This window comes from Halalkalibacter wakoensis JCM 9140 (assembly GCF_000513095.1).
Taxonomy (GTDB): Bacteria; Bacillota; Bacilli; order Bacillales; family Bacillaceae_D; genus Halalkalibacter; species Halalkalibacter wakoensis.
Map to the genome: position 1 here is coordinate 19,200 of NZ_BAUT01000022.1, position 22,631 is coordinate 41,830.

Sequence of the window (22,631 nt, forward strand, 5' to 3'; positions counted from 1 at the left end):
AAGGAAGAAAGGAGGAGATGACGATGCAATTTAATGATGCTCAACTAAGGGCTATTACAAGTGAAAAAGAACTTATCTTAGTATCTGCAGGAGCAGGGTCGGGGAAAACACGAGTGTTAACAGAACGGTTTATTCATTTATGTGAACTTCGTCTACAAGATCCGGACCACCCCGTTGGCGCCACAGTAGATGAAATGGTGGCCATTACATTTACTGAAAAAGCAGCTAGAGAAATGAAAGACCGAATTCGAAAACGGTTAGCAGAGAAGGAAAAGGAAGCGCAAAGTAAAACCGAGCAAAATTTTTGGTTTGAGCAAAAAGAAGCGATGGAGCGTGCGAACATCTCAACCTTTCATAGTTTCTGTCAGAGGCTGCTATCTCAGTATGCCATGGCAGCAGACCTCATTCCTCACAGCCGTGTTATGGATGATGTACAAGCACGAGGCCGAAAAAGAACCATTCTGAAGTTGATGTTTGAGGAAAAAGAGTTTCACGAAATGGCACTGCCTTTTCTTCTGATTATGAGTAAGAAACAATTAGGTGAAACCATTGAACAACTTCATAATCATATTCGTGAACTGATCGTTGGGGAAGAAGCGATTGACAATCTTGAAACAGAAAAAATGCTCGACATTCAACGACAAGCAAAAGAGAAGAATCAAGGAAAGCTTGTCCAACAGTTTCACGAAAAAGCACGGAACTGCATTCACGCTTTTCCACCATTAGAAGATTTAACAAAAGCACAAAGAGGTCATGTCGAGAAAATTTTAGACGGATTCGAGCATCTTTCTCCACCGAGTGATCCAAATGAGTATATGGAAAAAGTGGCTAGTTTTATGCCCTCTCGATCTGATAAACGTTGGGCGGAGAAAGCACCAGCATTATATGAACTATATACAGAGCATTGGAAACCACTAAAAGATAGCTGGAAGCTAATAGGTGGGGAAATCAACGTTACAGACGAAGTGAAACAGTTTATGGACAGATTCCTTGTTTTACTAAAAGAATTTTCATCAAGATATGAGAATGAGAAGAAATTAGGAGGACTACTTGATTTCTCTGATCTGCAGCAAAAAGCCGTTGCCCTTCTTGACAATCATTCGATCAAAGAAGCGTGTAAAAGGCAGTTTCGCCATATGATGGTCGATGAGTTTCAGGATACAAACAAGCTTCAACTCGAAATGCTTGAGCGAATTGAACCAGTCTATCAATTTATTGTTGGCGACCAAAAGCAATCGATCTATCGCTTCCGCGGAGCGAACGTTAGTTTAATGAATGAAAGAGAAGAACTAGCTGAAAAAAGCAGCAATGGCGAAGTTATTTTAATGAATCAAAATTACCGAACAACGGCACCAGTAATTGAAGCAGTTAATGAGTTGTTTTCACATGCAATGACGGACGTACGGACCCATTCGTTTGAAACCGTGTATGCACCACTTGAGCCTAATAGGGCAGGTGAACAAGAGGAAGAAAAAAGAGTCGAACTAATGATTGTGGAAAAAGATGAAGAAGGAGAAACAACATCCTATGATCTTCTAGCTAACCGAATCATTGAAATGGTTGAAACGAAAAGTCCACATGTGAATCAAGATGATACATGGCTTGAACCTCGTTTTGGTCATATGGCGATCTTAATTCCAGCTAGATCCCATCTGCTTACATTAGAACGTGCTCTCTTAAACAAAAATATTCCTTATGTCGTGAATGGTGGAGTTGGTTTTTTTGAAAGACAGGAAATTTTAGATTATATCACATTGCTCAAGTGGTTAAATCGCCCATTCGAAGAGCTCCATTTACTTGCCGTTTTGCGAAGTCCGATGTGCGGACTAACAGTTGACGAATTGATCTATATGAAAAGGCAATTAGAAGAAAACGAATCCTTTTATCAACTGGTTTACGATGAAAATCATAAAGCATTTGACTCCTTATCTTCACGAATTCAAGAAGTCTGTCACAAGATTAGTCGATGGCTAAATCAATGGACACCTTTTCGAACAGAGCCATCGTTAGAACATACATTGAGTGATATTTTCTCAACAACAGGTTTACGAACCTCACTCATGCTACAAACGAATGGATTGCAAAAAGTACGGAATGTCGAAAAATTAATTCAAACGATTGTGGACGAAAGACAAGTTAATTTAGAGATGATTTTAATGGAACTCGATGATCGGATTGCTTTAAGTGATAAAGAAGGGGAATCAGAAGTTGAACGAGTGGATGGAGATTTTGTTCAAATTATGACTGTTCATGCATCAAAAGGACTCGAATTTCCGATTGTCTTTTTACCACAATTAGAAAGGTCGATCCAAGGTGATAAAGGTACAATTCGCTTTGACCATGAACTAGGCATAGTAATGAACTTAGAGGAAGAGGCAGCTGATCTCGATGAGAACTCTCATCTGTATCAAACTCCTGGATTTGAGTTAGTTAAAGAAACCGCAAATGCTGAAGCCAAAGAAGAGGCAAAACGTTTGTTTTACGTTGCGATGACAAGAGCACGTGACTATTTGTACATGATAGGGGAGGATTCTAATACGGCCGATACATGGCTCTCTATGACAAGAAATGCATTAGAGCAAACGAACTTAGCATCAAAGGTCAACATCCTTGAAGATGTATTAGAGAAGGAACCTATTTTAAGAGAACCGAAAACGTATCCTATTCCACAGTTAGTAGAACGTAAGGAAGTGTCACTCACTTTGTCAGTATCTGAAATCATGCTGTTTATGAAAGATCCAGTAGCCTATTACAAACGATATGTTCTTGGACTACCTGACCTCTTTGAAAAAGAAGAAGAAGTCATTCAACGTGGAATGAATATTGATGCAACGTTTCTTGGAACACTTGTTCATAGAGCTTGTGAATTAAGAGATAATGGTTTGAGAAATGAGGCTGCCATTCGCGAAGCTCTTCGGGAAGAAGAAGAGCAGGGGGCAGATGTTTCGAGTTATGAACATGAGATGAGCACCCTCATGAATAGTTACACAGACGACAGGAAACAGCAATTAGGAGAAACTGTTGAGTCAGAATGGTCGTTTGTGACAACGATTGAAGGGGTCGATGTGATTGGAGAGATTGATAAAGTAACGAAAAGAGACGGTGCCTTTCATATCATTGATTTTAAAACGAATAGAATTAGACAATCAGGTAAGGAACTTTTTCAGTATTATTGGTCTCAACTATATTTATATCAAATCGCTTATGAACAGGAAACCGATCATACAATCGAAACGATGTCGTTGTTTGTGTTCCGTGATCAGGTCAATCCAGTTCATCAGCTACAAAAAAAGGCTGAAGAAGAGGAAGCCGTTCGAAAAGCCGTTCGAACCCTTCGCCAACTTCGAAGCCAAAACGCAGGAAAAGCCGATTACGAAGCCATTCAGTTTTAAGTATGATCGTTATGAAGAATGTTATTTATCAAAGTAAAGTGAAGTGGGCCACTGAAAAAGTGCGTAACTGCCGCAGGGGAATGACACTACGCTTTCCGCGGGTGCCCGGTGAGCCTCCTCGGCTGGCGCCTGCGGGGTCTCACACGTAGGTCACTGCTCCCGCAGGAGTCTACGTGTCATTCCCCTGCTAGTATCAGCTCTTCATAAAAAGGTCATAGATTTTCATTCGATATGCTTAAAGGAAAATTGATTGAAATTGCTTTAGAGAAAGACATCATTAAGAGTATCATTGTGGATCCACACCTACTCAACCATGTTATAATCAAAAATTGCCAAAAGAAATCTTACAAGAGAAATCAAAGAATGTTAAACAGTTTTTCGAAAGGTTGCTGAATATTCCATAACAACATCTAAGTGAAATGGAGCGGAAGCCACTCGACTCCTGCGGGAAATAGAGGTAGAGGCTCGGCACCTCCCCGCGGAAAGCGAGTGGCTGCAGCGTAATGGAACGAACATTGGAAGAGCACATAAACCGATAAATAAAACTATGTATGAAAGTAAAGAAAAGAAGCAAGCTGTCCCAAAAGGGTAGCTTGCTTCTTTGTGTATTGAATTAGACAATCCGCTTACGAATCGCTGCACTTAAGTAATCGATGATGGTTACGACCACAATAATGACTAATAAAATCATCCCAACTTCATCCCACTTACGGTTTGAAATGGAGATCGTGATAAGAGTACCAATACCCCCAGCACCAATGATACCAAGAATCGTTGAGGCACGAACATCAATTTCAAAACGGTAAATCGCATACGAGAGAAACTCAGGAATAATCTGAGGAATGACTCCGTAAAAAAGAACTTGCATTTTATTGGCACCATTTGCTTGGAGAGATTCAATGACATGCATATCAATGGACTCGATTACCTCAGAATAAAGCTTTCCAAGCATCCCGATTGAACCAATCGCAATAGCTAATACACCGGCAAAGGGCCTAGGACCAACAGCAGCAACGAACATTAACGCAAGAACTAACTCAGGGAAGGCACGAATTCCGTTTAAAAATCCTTTTGATAAGTTGTTCAACCATTTGCTCTTAACCATATTACTCGCTGCGAAAAAGCCAAATGGGATTGCTAAAACAGCAGCCAAAAGTGTTCCTGTGTAAGCCATTTGTAACGTTTGCCACATTAAGCCCATTACATTTTGAAAGGCTCCCCAATCTGGTGAGAATAGTTGAGGGATAACACGACCAAAATTTTCAATGGTTCTTTCACTAAATACTCGGTCCCACCTTACATCTATTGTAGCAAATGTCCAAACATATAGAGCAATAAGGGCAAGGGCAATAACTATGTTACGAATAATTTTTGATACTGAACGTTTCTTTTTCGGTGGCATGACTAAATCCATTATACAATTCGCTCCCTTATCTTATTACTAATGTATCAATAATGACGACGGCAACAAAGATAATGATAATAATCGTCATGACTCTAGGAAAATTAAAGAAATTGATTTGTTGTTGGAGCAATAGACCAATTCCACCTGCTCCTACGAACCCAAGTACAGTTGAAGCTCGAACGTTCACTTCAAACACATACAAACTAAAAGAGACAAATTGTGGTAACACCTGTGGGATAACGGCATACCAAATTACTTGTAAAGTGTTGCCTCCTGAAGCGCGAATTGCTTCTAATGGATTCATATCGATAGATTCTACCGTCTCATACATTAATTTGGCTAGTAGACCTAAAGAGAAAATAAAAAGAGCCATAATACCAGGGAATACTCCTACCCCAAAGATACCTACAAAAATAATGGCAAGTAAGATATCAGGAATGGTACGTAAAACGTTCATGATAAAACGAACGGGTTGATGGATCCAAGCACTTGGAAACAGGTTCGCAGCTGAAAGCAAGAAAATAGGGATACTAACGATCGCTGCAAAAGTTGTTGCAATAATGGCCATTTGAATCGTTTCAACTAACTTTTCCCAAACTTGAGGAGCATAAGCCAGTTTGGAGGGAAAAGATCTGTTAAAATTCGTTGAAATCCACCCCATCCACGAATGAGATCCATAGGAGTAGATCTAGTAGCCCAAGACGTGTAGGCATAGACTCCAATTATGGCTACTAAAATGATCGTCATTCGTAATTTAGCTTTTGAGGAAACGACCCCCTGTATTTCAGGTTTACTCATTGTCTTGACCCCCTACAAGGTCATCCTCTCGAATTTTTCGACCATAAATCTCTTCAAACGTTTTTTCACTCACTTCACTTGCAGGACCATCAAAGACAATTTCTCCTGCACGAACCCCAATAATGCGGTCAGCATACTCCATCGCCATATCAATAAAGTGTAAATTGACAATGGTTGTAATATTATCTTCTTTATTTACTTTACGTAAGTAGGTCATAACTTGATGAGAAGTTGGAGGATCAAGACTTGCAACGGGCTCGTCCGCTAAGATAATTTTAGGTTGTTGCGTTAAAACGCGAGCAATGGCAACACGTTGTTGTTGACCACCACTTAATTGATCGGCACGCATATACACTTTTTCAGCAATATTAACGCGTTCAAGACTACGATATGCAAGTGAAACAGCCTCTTTTGGAAATAGGTTAAAAAGACTTGCCAAAGTTCCGGTATGACCAAGTCTTCCAGAGATGACATTTTTCATAACAGTAGAGCGCTTAACGAGATTGTAATTTTGGAAGATCATTCCTACTTTTGTACGTAATTTACGTAATTTACGTTGGTTGTAGGATAGTATATTTTCATCATCAATAATAAGTTCACCTTCAGTTGGTGTAACTAGACGATTCATACTGCGAATGAGTGTTGATTTTCCTGCTCCTGATAAACCTACAATGACAACAAATTCTCCTTGATTTATTTTAAGGTTTACATTTTTTAAACCTTGAGTACCATTTGGATAAACAAGCGAGACATCTTTAAATTCAATCATTTTTTTCCCTCATTTCGTTTACTTATAGAAGAGAATTCCCCTCTTTTGTTTTCTCATTATTATTTTCCTAGAAAAGACAAAAGAGGAGGGGAGAATAGTTTATTCTCCCCCTAAATGAACTTTCAATTAGTTAATGTCAAATTTCTCAGCGACACTACGAACGACATCATAGTCACTGTCAGTAGCTGTATCGATTCCAGTCCAGTTGTAAACAGAATCCATAATTTCAAGCATTTCTTCATCTTCATTGAATGAAAGGAATACTTCAATAATACGATCGATTAAATCTTGAGGAAGGTTTGTTGAAACAGAAATCGTATCATTCGGGATTTCATCCGTGTAACCAAGAACACGTAGCTCTTCCATTACTTCTGGATAGTCTCCAACGATGGAATCACGAGCGTCTTCAAACGTTGTAGCAACGTCAGCATCGCCTTCTAAAACTTGAATTAATGAGTTATCATGACCACCAGTTTGGATAATGTTAGAGAAGAAACTTTCAACCTCTTCAACACCATAATCATCCATTAACTGAGCTGCTGGGAACAGATATCCACTTGTAGAAGTTAAATCTGCTAATGCCCAGATTGTTCCTTCTAGATCTTCAAGAGATTCAATATCAGAATCAGCACGAACTGTGTATTGTGCTCTGTAAGTTGAACTACCGTGACGAACTGATTTTAAAACCGCATCAATATGATCGTAACGCTCTGTTGCAAGAACATAGCCGAAAGGAGGTAGGAAACCAATGTGCACTTGGTCATTCCCCATAGCTTCAACAGTAGCCGTGTAGTTTGTCATAACCTCACCGCGTACTGGAATTCCTAACTCTTCAGAAAGACGTTCAGCAAGTGGTTCTACTGTCGCAGCAATATTTGCTGAATCTTGTGATGGTACAAATCCCATAACGATCTCAGATGGATAATCAGCAGTTGCATCATCTTCTACTTCTTCTGTAGCATCCGTTTCTTCTACCGGATCTGCAGCTGGTGCCTCTTCTGCTGGCTCGTCTGCTGCTCCACATGCTGCAAGTGCCATAGCTAGCACAAGCACAAACATGAAAGATAATAATTTCTTCAAACTTGTCAACCCCTCTTTTTTAGTATGTATTGTTTTTCATACAAGTGTGATTATGCATGAATATCAAAGATATATCTATCACATTCATGGATTCTTCACACAACATTAAAAATACACTAATGTTGTTTACAATTACAACACATTTGTTACATTTTCCGACTAATTTTAGTTTTTTCTTTCAAATTTCGATTATGCTAAAATAGAATGTATGGACAAAGAAAGGGAGTATGAAATGCTATCGAACTATAAGCTTGTCATATTTGATTTGGACGGAACTTTATATGAGGGGACCGACCATTTTGACTATTATGCAGAAAAATTAAAAGAGAACGTAAAAACAGAATATAAAGCAGCCTTTACGAATGAATACGTAGAAATGAAAAATGGCAATCACATTGTTTCAATCGGAAAAGCATATGATGTGAAGCGTGACTTAGTCTTAACCATTGACCCTATGACATTAATGGTAACCACGGCTCACAAGTGGGATGGAACTGAAGTAAGTCCAGAAGAAACAACAAAATGGTATCCTGCTACTCTTGAATTTAATTTTAAAGATATGATAGCAATTGGAGACGGATGGTGGCTCCCGTTTGTTACAGCCAAGCATTTTGGGGTAGAAGATTGTTATCCAAGCTATTTAGCAACAAAAGAGTATATGGTTACAGACCAATTCACACTAGATCAACTACCTGGTTTAAAAGAAGGTCTTAAGGAATTGAAAGAACAAACACAAATGGTACTTGTGACAAATAGTGACAGCGAAGACGTCGGAAGACTTCTGCAAGAGTTAGATTTACAAGGGGTGTTTGAACATATTGTGACTTCTGCTCAAAAGCCTTCAAGAACGACAATGATTTTTGAAGAGTTGTTAAAACAATACAACATAAAAGCAGAGGATGCTGTTTCGGTTGGTGATAATTTCATTAATGAAATTGCACCCGCTTTGTTACTTGGAATGAAAGGATATTACATAAATCCACACGATTTTAAAATGAACCATGGATTGTTAACGGTTATCCCATCTGTCACAAAATGCTTTTCCTAAACACAATTGAATGAAAAAGGTAAGCTTGCTGAAGTTTTGAAAAAGGGAAGTGAGCACTTGACTAATCAATCAGAGAATTTAAAAAAGCTCAATAGAATGGAACAAGAAATGAACTTTCTCTTAAAAAACAGTGAGAATGCCATTTTCACATTGGACAATCAAGGAAAGTTTTTAAAAGTAAGTCAGTCATTTGAGAGGCTTATTGGTTATTTACCTAACTATTTGATAGACGTTGTACGAGATATTGATGTACCTGAAGTGAAATCGTATGTAAAAAAGGTCGGTGCAGGACATGCATCGACTTTGAAAATTCACCTTTTTTTAGAATCCGGAAGCATACCTGTTACCATCCAAATTGAACCTATTTACGAAAACGAAAAGGTCATTGGGGGAATAGGTATAATTCATAAGACTTTTTTAAAGCAAAAAGGGAAAGACGAGCTAACCGAATTACCGAACCGGAGATCTTTACTTGATTTATTATCGATTCATATTCAAGAGGCGAGAGCAGCTGATGAAAAGCTTGCGATCATGTTTATTGATTTAGATCGCTTCAAGCACGTCAACGATACTCTTGGGCATGAGTGGGGAGACAGCTCACTCAAAATCATTGCAAATAGACTAAAATCAATAGTTGAACAAGGGAATATAGTGACTCGTGTTGGTGGTGACGAATTTATCGTCATTAAACCACAACTACAATCAGCAAATGAAGTGGTAGACCTTGCTATATGTTTACTTAAAGAAATAAGGCGTCCTGTTATGATTGATCAATATGAGTTTACGTTGACAGGAAGCATCGGGATTGCTATCTATCCAGAAAAATGCAAAAAATGTCGAGGCATTAATTAAGGCTGCAGATGTAGCTCTTTATCAAGCAAAATTAATCGGTAGTGATACATATAATCTATACAAGCATGAGATGCGTTTAGATATACATGAGAAATTCCATATTGAAAATGACCTACGGAGAGCGCTTGAGAAAAATGAATTTTCACTGTTGTTTCAACCACAATATCATATAGCCACTAATCAATATTGCGGAGAAGAAGTCCTCGTTAGGTGGGACCACCCACTGGAAGGATTAATCAGTCCTGATCGATTTATTACGATTGCTGAAGAAACGGGCTTAATTACGTCAATTGGAAAGTGGGTATTGCAACAAGCATGTCTTCAAAAAAAAATCTGGATCGAAAAAGGGTTACCAGAAGTGCCGATCTCTGTAAATTTATCATTGCGTCAGTTTTTGCAGCAAAGCATTGTCGAAATGGTTGCTGAAGTGTTAGAGGAATCAGAGCTGCCACCACATTTACTTAAAATTGAGGTTACAGAGAGTGTCATGATCGACCTAGATCGAACTTCTACTGTTGTCAAACAACTACTTGCCTTAGGTGTGAAGATTAGTCTTGATGATTTCGGAACGGGTTATAGTTCCCTACAATATATAAATCAGTTACCAGTTCATGAGTTGAAAATTGATCAAACTTTTGTCGCAGGTATTGGGAAAGGAAAGCAAGCTGAGGAAATTATCTCAATGATTATTCAGTTAGCCCATAGCCTTTCAATATCTGTTGTGGCAGAGGGAGTGGAAACGAAGGAACAACTGCTTTATTTAACTCAAAACAATTGTCATAAAATACAAGGCTATTATTATTCAAAGCCTTTAACAGGAAACGATTTTGAATTATTTATGAACGGACTGCAGTGAGACAAAAAAACTATTTCATATTTCCTATATATAAATCTTAATTTATACTAGAAGTATGATATTATGAAAAAAAGTCGTAAATACGACAAATGAGGATACGTAGAGGTGAATGGCTTGATCAATTCAGAGTATTTAGACGTTTTTCTTGATGAAAGTCAAGAACATCTTCAAGCAATTAATGACAATCTTCTAAGACTAGAACAAGCTCCAGATGATTTGTCTATTGTCGGAGAAGTTTTTAGGTCTGCTCATACACTTAAAGGGATGGCTGCAACAATGGGCTTCGAAGATTTAGCTCATCTAACTCATAACATGGAAAATGTATTAGACTTAATTCGTAACCAGAAGTTAGAAGCTGCTTCTACGGTTTTAGACGTTGTTTTCATGGCAGTTGATGACCTTGAGGCAATGGTAACAGACATTGCAAGTGGAGGAGACGGCAAAAGAGATGTTACTGGTGTCGTGGCTCAACTGGAGAGGATTGAAAAGGGAGAAAGCCTCGAACCTGAAATTCAATCGAATCAGCAAGCTCCGGCTAAAGCAAGTAGCCTACATGAATCGTATGATGAGTTTGAAGCAACGGTTCTTGAGCAATCAATGGAACAAGGCTATTCAACCTTTCAAATAAAAGTGACTCTTGATGAAAATGCTATGCTAAAAGCTGCTCGAGTTTTTATGGTATTTGATGTGCTTGAGCAAGTAGGAGAAGTGATTAAATCGACTCCTTCTGCAGAAGATTTAGAGTCCGAGAATTTTGATGAACATTTTCTCGTCACGCTTATTTCGAAAATACAAGCAGATGAAATCAAGCAACGTATTTTAAAAGTTTCAGAGATTACGGATGTTGTGGTAGAGTCGTTTGATATTAAAACCATTGCAGTGAAAGAAGAGGAAACTCCTCAAACAAAAGAAGAAGAAAAAGAAAAATCACCTTCCCCAAAAAAGGAAGGAACAACTCAGAATCAAGAAAAAGAAGCGCCTGCAAAAGCTAAATCTGGTCAAAGTGAGATGAACAAAACCATTCGAGTCAATATTGAGCGTTTGGATGTATTGATGAATTTGTTTGAGGAGCTTGTAATCGACCGTGGTAGACTTGAGCAAATAGCGAGTGAGCTTCGAAACAACGAATTAAATGAAACCGTTGAAAGAATGTCGAGAATTTCTGGGGACTTACAAGAAATCATCCTAAATATGCGGATGATGCCAGTGGAACAAGTGTTCAATCGCTTCCCTCGAATGGTTCGTAACTTATCAAAAGACTTACATAAAAAAGTGAAGCTTGAGATTATTGGAGCTGAAACAGAGTTAGACCGAACGATTATCGATGAGATAGGAGATCCTCTTGTTCATCTATTACGAAATTCGATTGATCATGGAATCGAAACGCCAGAACGACGTCTAGCTGCTGGAAAGCCTGAAGAAGGTACGGTTATTCTAAAAGCGTTCCATAGTGGAAACAATGTCTTTATTGAAATTGAGGATGATGGTGCTGGAATTGATCGGGACAAGATCTTGAAAAAGGCACTTGATAACGGTGTAGTTACTGAAGAAGACGCAGAAAAGTTAACCGATCAACAAGTATATGGATTGCTTTTTGCTTCTGGTTTTTCAACGGCTGAAAAGATAACGGATGTCTCAGGGCGTGGGGTTGGTCTAGATGTTGTTCGAAATACATTTGAATCATTAGGTGGCGTTGTAACCGTTAATTCTGAGCTTGGGAAAGGTTCTGTATTCTCTATTCAATTGCCATTAACACTGTCAATCATTGATGTTATGCTTGTTGAAGTAAAAGAGGAAAAATACGCAATTCCCCTTTCATCCATTGTTGAAACAGCAATTGTGAATAAAAGTGAAGTCTATAGTGTTCACAATCAAAAGGTAATTGATTTTAGAGGAAAAGTGGTTCCTTTAATTTTCTTGAAAGACATTTTCGAAGTCCCAGGTGAACATAGCGATGAAGAATTTTACTCGCTTGTCATTGTTCATAAAGGTGACAAAGTAGCAGGGCTCGTCGTTGACTCCTTAATTGGTCAACATGATATTGTCCTAAAATCGCTTGGAAATTACTTGAAAGATGTATTTGCTATTTCAGGTGCAACGATTTTAGGGAATGGTCAAGTTGCTCTCATTGTCGATACAAACGCATTAATAAAGTAAGTTAGAAAGAGGGGTGGCACGTTTGTCTAATGATACGGTTGCTAAAACAGAGATAAAAGTCATTGTGTTTCAACTAAAAGATGAAGAATATGCACTAGAAGTAGATTACATTCAGTCGATTGAGAGAATGCAGCCTGTAACACGAATTCCTAAAACCGACTCATTTGTAACAGGGGTTATGAACTTACGCGGTGTCATTACACCAATCATCAACTTACGTAAGCGATTTGGTATTGAGGAAAAAGAATATGATGAAGCAACTCGCATTCTTGTTATATCAAATGATCAACTCGAACTTGGTTTTATTGTTGATGGTGCAAATGATGTCATTGATATACCAGTTGAAAAAATTGAACGATCACCAGAAGTTATTGGTGGTGTTGAAACCGATTATATTCGAGGAGTCGTGAAGCTTGATAAAAGGTTGTTCACGCTGCTTAACTTAGAAAAAGTTGTCCAAATGAATTAATAGTATTAACCAATTTATATATGATCTTATGGGGTGATAGGAATGGCATCTGTACTTATTGTTGATGATGCAGCGTTTATGAGAATGATGATCAAAGACATTCTCTCAAAAAATGGATTTGAAATAGCAGGAGAAGCGGCTAATGGAGCAGAAGCAGTTGAAAAATTTAAAGAGCTTTCTCCGGATTTAGTAACGATGGATATCACGATGCCAGAAATGGATGGCATTCAAGCTCTAAAAGAGATTAAACAAATCGATGGCGGAGCAAAAGTGATCATGTGTTCAGCAATGGGCCAACAATCAATGGTCATTGATGCGATTCAATCAGGAGCAAAGGACTTTATTGTAAAGCCATTCCAAGCTGATCGCGTTCTAGAAGCCATAAAAAAAGTACTCGGCTAAACAAAAAAAGCTTATAATCACCCGAATTTAGGTGATTATGAGCTTTTTTATAGGTTATTTTTATAAGTTTTGTTGATATCTTTCATAAACCTGTAGTGGAATGGAGCGGAAGGTACTTGACTCCTGTGGGAAAAGAGGGAAAGGCAAGACACCACAGACGGAACGTCGTGGGGGCTTGGCTTCCTCCCCGCGGAAAGCAAGTACCTGAAGCGCAATGGAACGGACTAATAGGAAACAACAATATAATTAAAAACATCTAAATAAATGATTGGCACGTAACTTTAATGGAATCCCTTGGATATAATAAAAGGATTGATGTATGATAAGACTAGTTTTCAGCGTAAGTTTGAAAGAGAAAATAGAAAGCTTCGGTCAACTTGTTTTTGAAAGGGAGAATTGAGATGGTAAAAAAACAGTTTGCTGTAATCGGCTTAGGTCGTTTTGGCAGCAGCGTGTGTAAAGAGCTTTATAAATTAGGGCATCAAGTGTTAGCCATTGATTCAAAAGAAGAAAAAGTAAATGATATGACAAGGCATTCTACTCATAGTGCCATTGCAAATGGGACCGACGAAAAAGCATTACAATCCCTTGGGATTCGTAATTTTGATTATGTCATTGTAGCCATTGGAGATGATATTCAATCAAGTATTTTGTGTACACTTTTGTTAAAGGAGTTTGGTGTAGCCAACGTTTGGGTCAAGGCTCAGAACTACTATCACGAAAGGGTACTTGAAAAGATAGGGGCTGATCGGATTGTTCACCCAGAGCAAGATATGGGAATTCGAATTGCCCAACATTTAACTTCAGAGAAAATTGTTGATTACATTGAACTGTCAGCAGACTATAGCATCGTTGAGTTAATTGCAACAGATAAAGTCGCCAATAAATCACTGATTGATTTAGATGTTCGAGCGAAATATGGGTGTACGATTCTTGGTATTAAACGAGGAGAAGACATTAATATTGCACCGATGCCGACAGATCATATTGAAAAGAAAGATATCCTTATTGTCTTTGGCCATAAAAATGATTTAAAACGCTTTGAAGACGAAGGAATGTAAAAAAAAGGGTGTTGGATTCTTCCAATACCCTTTTTTTATTTAAGACATTCAATATTCAATAAACCATGTTTGTCGCCATGAATATAATGGTAAACTTCTTATAAGGATCTATCTTACCTTAATGAAAAGAGGAGGGGTTAAATGCAAACAATAAAAGATACGATTAAAGAAGTGGTTTTTGCCATTATTCCACTATCACTTGTCGTCATTTTATTACAATTCACCATTATTGGAATGCCGACAGACGTGTTTATTCAATTTCTTATTGGAGTTGTAATGGTTTCTGTTGGTCTTATCTTATTTTTATTAGGAGTCCATATTGGTTTGTTGCCAGTCGGAGAAATGATTGGAGCAGCTTTACCAAAAATGGGGAAAGCTTGGTTAGTCGTCTTTTTTGGGTTTCTATTAGGATTTGTGGCAACCGTTGCAGAACCAGATGTCCGAGTCTTAGCCATGCAGGTGGATCTTGTCTCAGACGGAGTTATTTCTAGTAATCTATTAATTTATACTGTTGCATTAGGTGTAGCTATTTTTGTTGGATTAGCAATGCTTAGGATTTTGCTGAAAATTCCCATCACCTATTTGTTAATAGGGGGATACGGCTTAGTCTTTTTACTAGCTGCGTTTACACCTGCTCATTTTGTACCAATATCATTTGATGCAGGTGGGGTAACAACTGGACCGATGACTGTTCCGTTCATTCTTGCCCTAGGTGTCGGAGTCGCTTCTGTATTAAGAGGGAAATCAGCTTCTACTGATGGCTTTGGTTTAGTAGCGTTAGCATCTATAGGTCCTATTTTAGCTGTGTTAGTGCTAGGGGTGGTGTACGGATGATAAACATATTTGAAGGTTTTGGACACGTGCTCTATGAGGTAACAATGGCCCTCATTCCTTTAATTATTTTCTTTTTATTCTTTCAATTTTTCATTCTGAAGTTACCAAAGAAAAAGCTATTGGATATATTAAAAGGAGTGCTTCTTACTTTTTGGGGGTTAGCATTTTTTCTACAAGGGGTACACATAGGTTTTTTGCCGGCTGGAGAAGCGATGGGGACAATCTTAGGCCAGATGGAGCATTTATGGATTCTAATTCCAATTGGATTTGTATTAGGGTTTGTAGCAACGTTTGCAGAGCCGGCTGTTAGAATATTAAACCATGAAGTAGAAAAAGTTTCAGGTGGGTATATTCCACAGAAGGTTATGTTGTATACACTATCAATTGGTGTCGCTTTCTCAATCGCTTTGTCACTATTACGCATTTTATTAGGAATTCCATTGTGGTATTTTATTATTCCAGGCTATTTATTAGCCCTTTTAATGATACGCTTTTCGAGTCGAACATTTACAGCGATCGCTTTTGATTCAGGTGGAGTGGCTACTGGACCAATGACAGTTACATTCATTGTAGCAATGGCAGTTGGAATTGCTACTGTTATAGAAGGACGTGACCCCTTACTGGACGGGTTTGGGATGATTGCTTTAGTTGCCCTTTCCCCTATCTTATCTGTATTAACACTTGGTTTACTATATGGACGAAAGGAGAAAGAAAATGATCGAACATTTGAATCTGACTCATAAATTGCTCGTTACGATTGTAAAAAAAGGAGTAGCTTCCAAGGTCGTAAAGGCAACAAAAGAAGCTGGAGCTGAAGGTGGGACTATTTTATATGGACGTGGTACAGGAATTAATGAAAAGAAAAAATTTCTAGGAATAACTGTAGAGCCTGAGAAAGAAGTCATCTTAACACTGGTTCCGAAAAATAAACTTGATTTGATTCTTTCTGCGGTAGAAAAAGCAGGTAAATTAGATAAACCAGGAAATGGGATTGGGTTTATTGTAGATGTGAAAAAGGTTGCAGGGATTGTCCATTTATTAAATTTTAAAAATGAAAAAACGAACATTGGAGGTTAAGGATGAAAACTCCTATTCTATATGATTTAATCGTAACCGTCATAAACAAAGGACATTCTGAAAAAGTAATAGAAGCCACAAAGAAAGCTGGTGCAGAAGGGGGAACAATTATTTATGGACGTGGTACTGGTATTCATGAACAGGCCAAGCTATTATCTATAGCTATAGAACCTGAAAAAGAGCTTATTTTAACTTTAATTGATAGAGACAAAACCGATGCAGTTTTAGAAACTATACTAGTTGAAGCTGAATTGAATAAACCAGGTAAAGGGATTGCATTTGTCTTAGAAGTAGAACGAACAATAGGAATTAATCATATTGTTAACAAGATCGTTAACAATAAAGAGGAGAATCAACAGAATTAATACGAATAAGCCATTTCCTGTTTTGCACTGTCTTGCTCCAGAGATTTTTTCAGAAGGTTTAATGATAGAATCGAGTATGAATCATTAACTTCATACCCGATTCTTTTTAAGTAGCTGCGGTTTAATCTGCGACAAAAAACAAGCAATTAACTATCTGGCGGTATAATCATTTGTTACAATACTTATATATTTTAAATATGTGAACGGAGACTCTAACATGAATCTAATTTTAGAAGAACTTTCAAATCAGTTTTCGATAGAGCTAGTTTATCACTCGTCAAACGTGAAGGGTGTGCCAATTTCGGATATGACGAATACAGAAAAGGTACAGCTAATTGTTCAGAACAGGACAAATTGTTTTCAAGCAACCGATTATAGGGTTGGCGGAGCGAATGTAATGAAGTGGTTTGGAAGTTTAATTAGTGCTCATCTTTATACATATTTTGTTCACAACAGATGGTTGAAAGCAGAGAGGGTTCATTTTATTGAGAACGGGAAGGAAGCTTATTTTCAAATATTGCAGCCGGAGTTAGCTAGTATCGATAACCAAGCAGATGATCATGATTTAATCTTGTCTCACTTTTTTGCTGACCTCAAGCCCGTCTTTGAGAGAGTGGCTGAAAGCTCTGGACTCTCAATACAGCACATTTGGGGCCTAGTAGCAAATGCTTATTACAACCGTCTTGAGGCGTGGGTAGCTTTAAATGAACGATCAGTATTGGAAAAGCATGATTCACTAAAACACTTAACTCCAGAAGTTTTCAACTTAAAACGGAATCCGTTTCTCCTCACCTTTCGATATGTAGAAAGTTGGAAAGATCCAGCTAGTCAAATTAAAATAAAAGGGACTTGCTGTTTAAGTTACTTAAAAGGAGAAGGGACGTACTGTTATAGTTGTCCAAAGCTAACTAAAGAACAACGTAAGAACAAAGGCGAACAGTTAAGAAGCTGTCAGTAAATAAACATAGTTTGGATAGTGTTAAAGAGGGGTATAGATGATATACTATGTCTATTAACCTATGAGAATTGTTGACGTTTTGTACAGAAATTTAGGAGTTACCACTTAAATAATCTGATGTCTTTTAACAGAATTTTTACAGAAAGTAGTTGGTGAGGTACGATGATCAAGGAAGAACCGATAAAGCAACAACCCATAACAGACAGCAAAGTTATCCAAATCGTGGGTATTGGTGCATCAGCTGGGAGCTTAGAAGCGCTTGAAAAATTGTTTGAGCGTGTAAAACCACATTCTCAATTAAGCTATGTCATTGTGCAACATTTATCTCCTAAATTTAAAAGCTATATGGATGAATTGTTAGCCAAAAAGACGAACATTCCAATAAAACATATTCGTGATGGAATGAATGTGACGCCAAATACGATTTACTTAGCCCCGCCACGAACGTTAATTGACATCGAAGACATTTTTAAAGTTAAGGAGCTTTCCGAAAAGCCAACACTTACATTTCCGATCGATCACTTCTTTCTGTCTCTTGCTAAACGAAAAGAGAATGCAATTGCTGTTGTTTTGTCAGGAAAAGGTAATGATGGAACAGCTGGAATTGCTGAAGTGTATAATGCTGGAGGTAGTGTTATCATTCAACAAGTAAATTCAGCAAAGTATGAAGAAATGCCTCGTCATGCGATAGAATCAAATAAAGTCGATTATATTGTTCCGCCAGAAAAAATGGCAGAGTTATTTGAAACCATTCAGCAGGAGCGAACACAAAGACAACAACAATTCTCAGCAGATGTGGAAGATCGTGCTACATTCCTTGTTTTAGAGCAAATTTGTTCGTTAATCCAACGTAAAAGTGGAATTAATTTTACGTGTTATAAGAGAAATACGATCCTTCGTAGAATTGAAAAAAGAATTCAGCTCAATCAACTTCCCTTTCGAAGCCTTAGTGAATATAAAGAATATTTAATCGATCATCCTGAGGAGATTATAAAACTGCAAAAGGATTTGCTTATTAATGTAACGGAATTTTTTAGAGATGAACAAGCATTTGATATTATAGAACAGCAAGTCATTCCAGAACTGATTGAGAAGAAAAGAAGAGAGAATGATCAAGACATACGGATCTGGGTAGCAGGATGTTCAACTGGAGAAGAAGCTTATTCACTTGCTATTTTAATTAAGGAATATTTGGATTATCTAGATGAATCATTCCAAGTGAAGATTTTCGCCACTGATTTAGACCGTGATGCAATTTCAAAAGCAAGTGCAGGCTCTTATTCTGGACAAGCGATTGTCGGAGTGTCCGAACAACGGTTAGAGCGCTTTTTTGATTATGATGGTTCATCTTATCATGTGAAGAAAGAAATTAGACAAATGATCATTTTCGCACCTCACAATATAGCTAAGGATGCCCCCTTTGTAAATATAGACTTAGTAAGTTGCCGGAATATGCTTATTTACTTTCAGTCCAGTCTTCAACAGAAAATCTTATCGATGTTTCATTTTGCACTTAAAAAAGAGGGTTATATGTTCCTAGGTCCTAGTGAAACAATAGGCAAATTAACAGATATGTTTGAATCCATTCATCATAAATGGAAAATCTTTAAATATATTGATTCCTTACATAACTATTCAAGTGTCATTACTAGTCAAAGGCATGCTAGAACGGAAATGTCAGAGTCAAACAAGTATTCAACTTACCAAGAGCGTCATGGCTCAACAAAACAATTGAATCCCATTTATGAGACGTTAATTGAACAGTTTGTTGTTCCTTGTCTTGTTGTAAATGAAGCGAATGAAATTGTGATAACAGGTGGAAACGTTCAAAAATATGTGAAGTTACCAAATGGAAACGCAACGTTTAATATATTGAAAATGGTTCCAACTAATCTTTCTGTGGCAATCGGGACCGCGTTAAAACGAGTAAGAAATGAAAAAGAAGAAGTTCATTACAACCATATTGAAGTGGCAACAGATACAGAAAAGGAATACGTTCATTTAAGTGTAAAGCCCTTTCAAATAAGTGTCGATCAGTCTGCATCATTAGCAATCATTTTGCTGACAGAAGTAAACAAGCAGGAACAATTACCTTCTCTTCAATTAGAATCAAAACAATATGACTTGGAAAGCAATGTTCAACAGTTTATTGCTGACTTGGAAACGGAGTTAATTTATACAAAGGAATCCATGCAGACATTGATTGAAGAGTTGGAGACGTCAAATGAAGAGTATCAATCGACGAATGAAGAATTGATTGCTGCCAATGAAGAACTTCAAAGCTCAAATGAAGAGCTACAATCGGTGAATGAAGAGCTCGTAAATGTTAATTTAGAGCATGAGAAGAAAATTCAGGAATTACGTGATCTTACGAATGACATTGATAATTTATTAATTAGCACGAATATTGCTACGTTGTTTTTAGACGAAAGGCTAAACATTAAACGATTCACACCTGAAGTGACAAAGTTGATTAACTTGATTCAGGTCGATATTGGAAGGCCCCTTTCGCATTTATCTCATAATCTTCACTATGATCAATTATTGGTTGATGCTTCTACCGTCTTGCAGACACATCAAAAGATAGAGAATGATGTTCAAAGCAAAGAAGGAAGGTGGTACCGTCTTCGTCTTCATCCATATCGCACAAAAGAAAATTTCGTTCGTGGTGTGGTGATCACGTTTGTCGATATTACTGAAATGAAGACCATTAATGAAGCTTTAGAGATCAAGTCTTTTGCCCTCGAACAAAGTCCAGCTAGTATTTTAATGGTGGATGAAAAAGGGGTTGTGGATTATGTTAATGGAACATATGAGAAAAATGTGAACTTAAAGAAAAGCGATATTATTGGGGACTCCATTTTCGATTTGTATCAGAGTTCAAAAGCGAAAGAGACACTTCTAAAAGCTTGGGACGTTGTAAAAGAAGGCAAACGCTGGGATGGAACGTGTAACTTCATGACAGACGGCGGGGAGGAACGATGGGAAGACGTAACCTTTATGCCGATCGTTAATCATAGTGGTCAAGTCAATCGTTTTTTACGTGTCGCTGAAGATATAACCGAGAAAAAGAACACGGAAGACTTACTTCGCAAATCAGAGATGTTATCAGCATTAGGAGAAATGGCAGCTGGAATTGCTCATGAAATCCGAAATCCTTTAACGGCATTAAAAGGCTTTTTACAATTAATGCAAGCTGAGGACAAAGGAGATCAACAGTATTTAGGCATTATGTCAAATGAGTTCAATCGTATTGAATTGATTATTAATGAATTACTTGTACTGGCAAGACCGCATGCAGTTGAATTCGAAGAACAAAATGTGACATCTATCTTAAAAGATGTGATTTTATTGCTTGAAACACAAGCCATCATGAATAATAGCCAGTTGATTCATACATTTGCAGAGGAACTTCCAATGGTTAATTGTGTTGATAAAGAGTTAAAACAAGTGTTTATCAATATTGTTAGAAATGCAATTGAAGCCATGCCTACAGGTGGAAATGTGTATATCTCAACAGCTGTTGAGCAAAGGAAAATCAAAATTGTCTTTAGAGATGAAGGAAAAGGGATATCTAAAGAGCGACTTAAACGAATTGGCGAACCGTTTTATACGACGAAGGAAAAAGGAACTGGACTTGGGATGATGGTAAGCTATAAGATCATTCAAAGTCATAAAGGATTAATGAAATTTGAAAGCGAAGTTGATCAAGGAACGACGGTGACGATTCTGTTACCAATAGTACAATCATAAAAAAGAAGGTGAATCAAAACGTGCTTTGATTCACCTTCTTTTATTCGTTTGTAGAGGCAGCGAGTAAATAATGGATAATCGAACTAATATCTGTTAGTTCATTTGTAATTAAATCTAAATACTCACTTTTTCCAATTTCGATTAGTTCAGGTCGTAGGACACTTATTAAATCTAGCGTGGTATCAATTTTGGATGGAACATCTTTTAATGATCCCGAATACTCACTTAGAGATAAGCGGTGTAAATCACTCAATTTTACATTTAGAATGGCCGGAAGAAGCTCCTTGCGAATATGGGCTTCATACTCATGAAAATCGATTGATTGTAATTGTTCTCGAAGCCGATGCAAAATTTGCGTTGATCTTTGGTACTCGTCATCTTTTTCTATACAAATAAGAGAACCAATTTCATTCTCCCATTCAATAAATAATTGAAAAAGACTAAATGGATTATCGTACGTTTGCAAATTCACTTCAATCGAATCTTGTTGTTTTAATGGATCAACGAGAAAATTCGTGACTTTGTTTTTGCTTTCATCATCTACTAAGGTTAAAAAATTCGAAGCAGGAAGAAAAACTTGTTCTGCTGCTTTTGACGACGACAGAATATTAAAATGTTTATCTAATTGAAACATTGGTACAGGAACAGCTTTAATATTCATTTTATCTCTCCTCTTAATTCGTCTGCAATGATTCTTCTTGTAACCACATCCGTATATCTTGAAGTGAGTGTATAAAATGAACAGATGGTCTTGAAATAAAACTCGTATCAATTAATGGTCCTAAGCGACTACCAATTAAAACAGAAGGCATTTCTTTTATATTTTCCAATGCATCAAGATACGTTTTCAGTTGAGGAAGCTGAGTGGATAAAGAAAGAGACATACCTACCACGTGTGGTTTGACATTTTGGATCGTATATAGAGCATATTCTAATGGTAGATTTGGTCCCAAAAATCGAACATCCCAGCCTTCTTCTTGAAAAAGGGCATTGACCATCTTAATTCCTAAATAGTGCTCTTCACCTTCTAAACAAAAAAAGATGGCACGTTTGTCTTTGTTTTGCTCACGTTTTACATATTGAAACGAATATCTGCTAAGGACAAAGTCACAAACACCTGTAGCAATATGCTCATCCGCTACCGTTATGTCATTACTTTCCCACAAATTACCAATGTGACGCATGGCTCTCGTAAGTAGTTCTTCATATATATAATAACTGTTCATCCCTTCATTCACATAGTTTTGTATAATCATCCAGCTGGAATGAACATCCCCATCTAAAAAGGCTTGAGCAAGCCTTTTACTATTGTCTTCCACCGTCTTCATCCTTTCATGATTCAGACTTCAAGTAAT

At 37.5% G+C, this 22,631-nt stretch carries 19 protein-coding genes and 1 pseudogene; 14 read left to right on the forward strand and 6 right to left on the reverse strand.

Annotation, left to right across the window (positions count from 1 at the left end; genetic code table 11):
- Positions 1 to 23: 23 nt before the first annotated feature.
- On the forward strand, positions 24 to 3,392 hold the full coding sequence (locus tag JCM9140_RS10450; protein WP_034745797.1) for a UvrD-helicase domain-containing protein: 3,369 nt from the start codon (positions 24 to 26) through the stop codon (positions 3,390 to 3,392).
- Positions 3,393 to 4,005: 613 nt separating this feature from the next.
- Here the strand turns inward: JCM9140_RS10450 and phnE (JCM9140_RS10455) are convergent.
- From phnE (JCM9140_RS10455) to JCM9140_RS10470, 4 genes and pseudogenes are all read right to left on the reverse strand, one after another.
- A complete protein-coding gene (gene phnE, locus JCM9140_RS10455) occupies positions 4,006 to 4,806 on the reverse strand; it encodes a phosphonate ABC transporter, permease protein PhnE (RefSeq protein ID WP_034745799.1) in 801 nt (266 codons plus the stop codon).
- Positions 4,806 to 5,595, reverse strand: a pseudogene (gene phnE / locus JCM9140_RS10460) (phosphonate ABC transporter, permease protein PhnE). The gene phnE (JCM9140_RS10455) and the pseudogene phnE (JCM9140_RS10460) overlap by 1 nt, the downstream one beginning before the upstream one ends.
- Complete coding sequence (gene phnC / locus JCM9140_RS10465; protein WP_034745802.1) at positions 5,588 to 6,364, reverse strand: phosphonate ABC transporter ATP-binding protein; 777 nt, start codon at positions 6,362 to 6,364, stop codon at positions 5,588 to 5,590. The pseudogene phnE (JCM9140_RS10460) and the gene phnC overlap by 8 nt, the downstream one beginning before the upstream one ends.
- A 126-nt stretch (positions 6,365 to 6,490) precedes the next feature.
- Complete coding sequence (locus tag JCM9140_RS10470; protein WP_034745805.1) at positions 6,491 to 7,444, reverse strand: phosphate/phosphite/phosphonate ABC transporter substrate-binding protein; 954 nt, start codon at positions 7,442 to 7,444, stop codon at positions 6,491 to 6,493.
- A 232-nt stretch (positions 7,445 to 7,676) separates the two neighbouring features.
- Between JCM9140_RS10470 and JCM9140_RS10475 the strand changes: the two genes are divergently transcribed.
- From JCM9140_RS10475 to JCM9140_RS10530, 13 genes are all read left to right on the forward strand, one after another.
- Positions 7,677 to 8,492: an HAD family hydrolase gene (locus JCM9140_RS10475; RefSeq protein ID WP_034745808.1), complete on the forward strand. Its 816-nt coding sequence runs from the start codon at positions 7,677 to 7,679 to the stop codon at positions 8,490 to 8,492.
- 57 nt (positions 8,493 to 8,549) lie between these two features.
- The gene (locus tag JCM9140_RS22510) at positions 8,550 to 9,344 is read left to right on the forward strand and encodes a diguanylate cyclase domain-containing protein (protein WP_052002189.1); all 795 of its coding nucleotides are present in this window, start codon (positions 8,550 to 8,552) and stop codon (positions 9,342 to 9,344) included.
- A complete protein-coding gene (locus JCM9140_RS22515; RefSeq protein ID WP_052002190.1) occupies positions 9,298 to 10,200 on the forward strand; it encodes a putative bifunctional diguanylate cyclase/phosphodiesterase in 903 nt (300 codons plus the stop codon). The genes JCM9140_RS22510 and JCM9140_RS22515 overlap by 47 nt, the downstream gene beginning before the upstream one ends.
- A gap of 114 nt (positions 10,201 to 10,314) precedes the next feature.
- Entirely contained in the window at positions 10,315 to 12,357 is a 2,043-nt protein-coding gene (locus JCM9140_RS10485) for a chemotaxis protein CheA (protein WP_034745859.1), read from the forward strand.
- A 22-nt stretch (positions 12,358 to 12,379) separates the two neighbouring features.
- A complete protein-coding gene (locus JCM9140_RS10490) occupies positions 12,380 to 12,826 on the forward strand; it encodes a chemotaxis protein CheW (RefSeq protein ID WP_034745811.1) in 447 nt (148 codons plus the stop codon).
- 42 nt (positions 12,827 to 12,868) lie between these two features.
- Complete coding sequence (cheY, locus tag JCM9140_RS10495) at positions 12,869 to 13,228, forward strand: chemotaxis protein CheY (RefSeq protein WP_034745813.1); 360 nt, start codon at positions 12,869 to 12,871, stop codon at positions 13,226 to 13,228.
- A gap of 401 nt (positions 13,229 to 13,629) precedes the next feature.
- On the forward strand, positions 13,630 to 14,289 hold the full coding sequence (locus tag JCM9140_RS10500; protein WP_034745816.1) for a potassium channel family protein: 660 nt from the start codon (positions 13,630 to 13,632) through the stop codon (positions 14,287 to 14,289).
- 141 nt (positions 14,290 to 14,430) lie between these two features.
- The gene (locus tag JCM9140_RS10505; RefSeq protein WP_034745819.1) at positions 14,431 to 15,123 is read left to right on the forward strand and encodes a DUF1538 domain-containing protein; all 693 of its coding nucleotides are present in this window, start codon (positions 14,431 to 14,433) and stop codon (positions 15,121 to 15,123) included.
- A complete protein-coding gene (locus JCM9140_RS10510; RefSeq protein WP_034745822.1) occupies positions 15,120 to 15,866 on the forward strand; it encodes a DUF1538 domain-containing protein in 747 nt (248 codons plus the stop codon). The genes JCM9140_RS10505 and JCM9140_RS10510 overlap by 4 nt, the downstream gene beginning before the upstream one ends.
- Complete coding sequence (locus tag JCM9140_RS24460; protein WP_034745825.1) at positions 15,838 to 16,200, forward strand: P-II family nitrogen regulator; 363 nt, start codon at positions 15,838 to 15,840, stop codon at positions 16,198 to 16,200. Before JCM9140_RS10510 ends, JCM9140_RS24460 begins: the two co-directional genes overlap by 29 nt.
- Positions 16,201 to 16,202: 2 nt before the next feature.
- Positions 16,203 to 16,565 carry a P-II family nitrogen regulator gene (locus JCM9140_RS24465; protein WP_052002191.1) on the forward strand — a complete coding sequence of 121 codons (363 nt, stop codon included), beginning with the start codon at positions 16,203 to 16,205 and terminating at the stop codon, positions 16,563 to 16,565.
- 217 nt (positions 16,566 to 16,782) lie between these two features.
- A complete protein-coding gene (locus JCM9140_RS10525; RefSeq protein WP_034745828.1) occupies positions 16,783 to 17,523 on the forward strand; it encodes a hypothetical protein in 741 nt (246 codons plus the stop codon).
- Between the two features lie 162 nt (positions 17,524 to 17,685).
- Positions 17,686 to 21,276: a CheR family methyltransferase gene (locus JCM9140_RS10530; protein WP_034745830.1), complete on the forward strand. Its 3,591-nt coding sequence runs from the start codon at positions 17,686 to 17,688 to the stop codon at positions 21,274 to 21,276.
- A 40-nt stretch (positions 21,277 to 21,316) separates the two neighbouring features.
- On the opposite strand, the gene JCM9140_RS10535 is transcribed toward JCM9140_RS10530, so the two are convergent.
- Entirely contained in the window at positions 21,317 to 21,937 is a 621-nt protein-coding gene (locus tag JCM9140_RS10535) for a hypothetical protein (RefSeq protein ID WP_034745834.1), read from the reverse strand.
- 13 nt (positions 21,938 to 21,950) lie between these two features.
- Positions 21,951 to 22,595 carry a cobalamin B12-binding domain-containing protein gene (locus JCM9140_RS10540; protein WP_052002192.1) on the reverse strand — a complete coding sequence of 215 codons (645 nt, stop codon included), beginning with the start codon at positions 22,593 to 22,595 and terminating at the stop codon, positions 21,951 to 21,953.
- Positions 22,596 to 22,631 lie beyond the last annotated feature (36 nt).

Coding starts and splice junctions, on each gene's coding strand:
- JCM9140_RS10530 (WP_034745830.1), top strand. CDS start 17,686: ATGATCAAGGAAGAACCGATAAAGCAACAACCCATAACAGACAGCAAA.
- JCM9140_RS10535 (WP_034745834.1), bottom strand. CDS start 21,937: ATGAATATTAAAGCTGTTCCTGTACCAATGTTTCAATTAGATAAACAT.
- JCM9140_RS10505 (WP_034745819.1), top strand. CDS start 14,431: ATGCAAACAATAAAAGATACGATTAAAGAAGTGGTTTTTGCCATTATT.
- JCM9140_RS10510 (WP_034745822.1), top strand. CDS start 15,120: ATGATAAACATATTTGAAGGTTTTGGACACGTGCTCTATGAGGTAACA.
- JCM9140_RS10500 (WP_034745816.1), top strand. CDS start 13,630: ATGGTAAAAAAACAGTTTGCTGTAATCGGCTTAGGTCGTTTTGGCAGC.
- JCM9140_RS24460 (WP_034745825.1), top strand. CDS start 15,838: ATGATCGAACATTTGAATCTGACTCATAAATTGCTCGTTACGATTGTA.
- phnE (WP_034745799.1), bottom strand. CDS start 4,806: ATGGATTTAGTCATGCCACCGAAAAAGAAACGTTCAGTATCAAAAATT.
- cheY (WP_034745813.1), top strand. CDS start 12,869: ATGGCATCTGTACTTATTGTTGATGATGCAGCGTTTATGAGAATGATG.
- JCM9140_RS24465 (WP_052002191.1), top strand. CDS start 16,203: ATGAAAACTCCTATTCTATATGATTTAATCGTAACCGTCATAAACAAA.
- JCM9140_RS10450 (WP_034745797.1), top strand. CDS start 24: ATGCAATTTAATGATGCTCAACTAAGGGCTATTACAAGTGAAAAAGAA.
- phnC (WP_034745802.1), bottom strand. CDS start 6,364: ATGATTGAATTTAAAGATGTCTCGCTTGTTTATCCAAATGGTACTCAA.
- JCM9140_RS10525 (WP_034745828.1), top strand. CDS start 16,783: ATGAATCTAATTTTAGAAGAACTTTCAAATCAGTTTTCGATAGAGCTA.
- JCM9140_RS10475 (WP_034745808.1), top strand. CDS start 7,677: ATGCTATCGAACTATAAGCTTGTCATATTTGATTTGGACGGAACTTTA.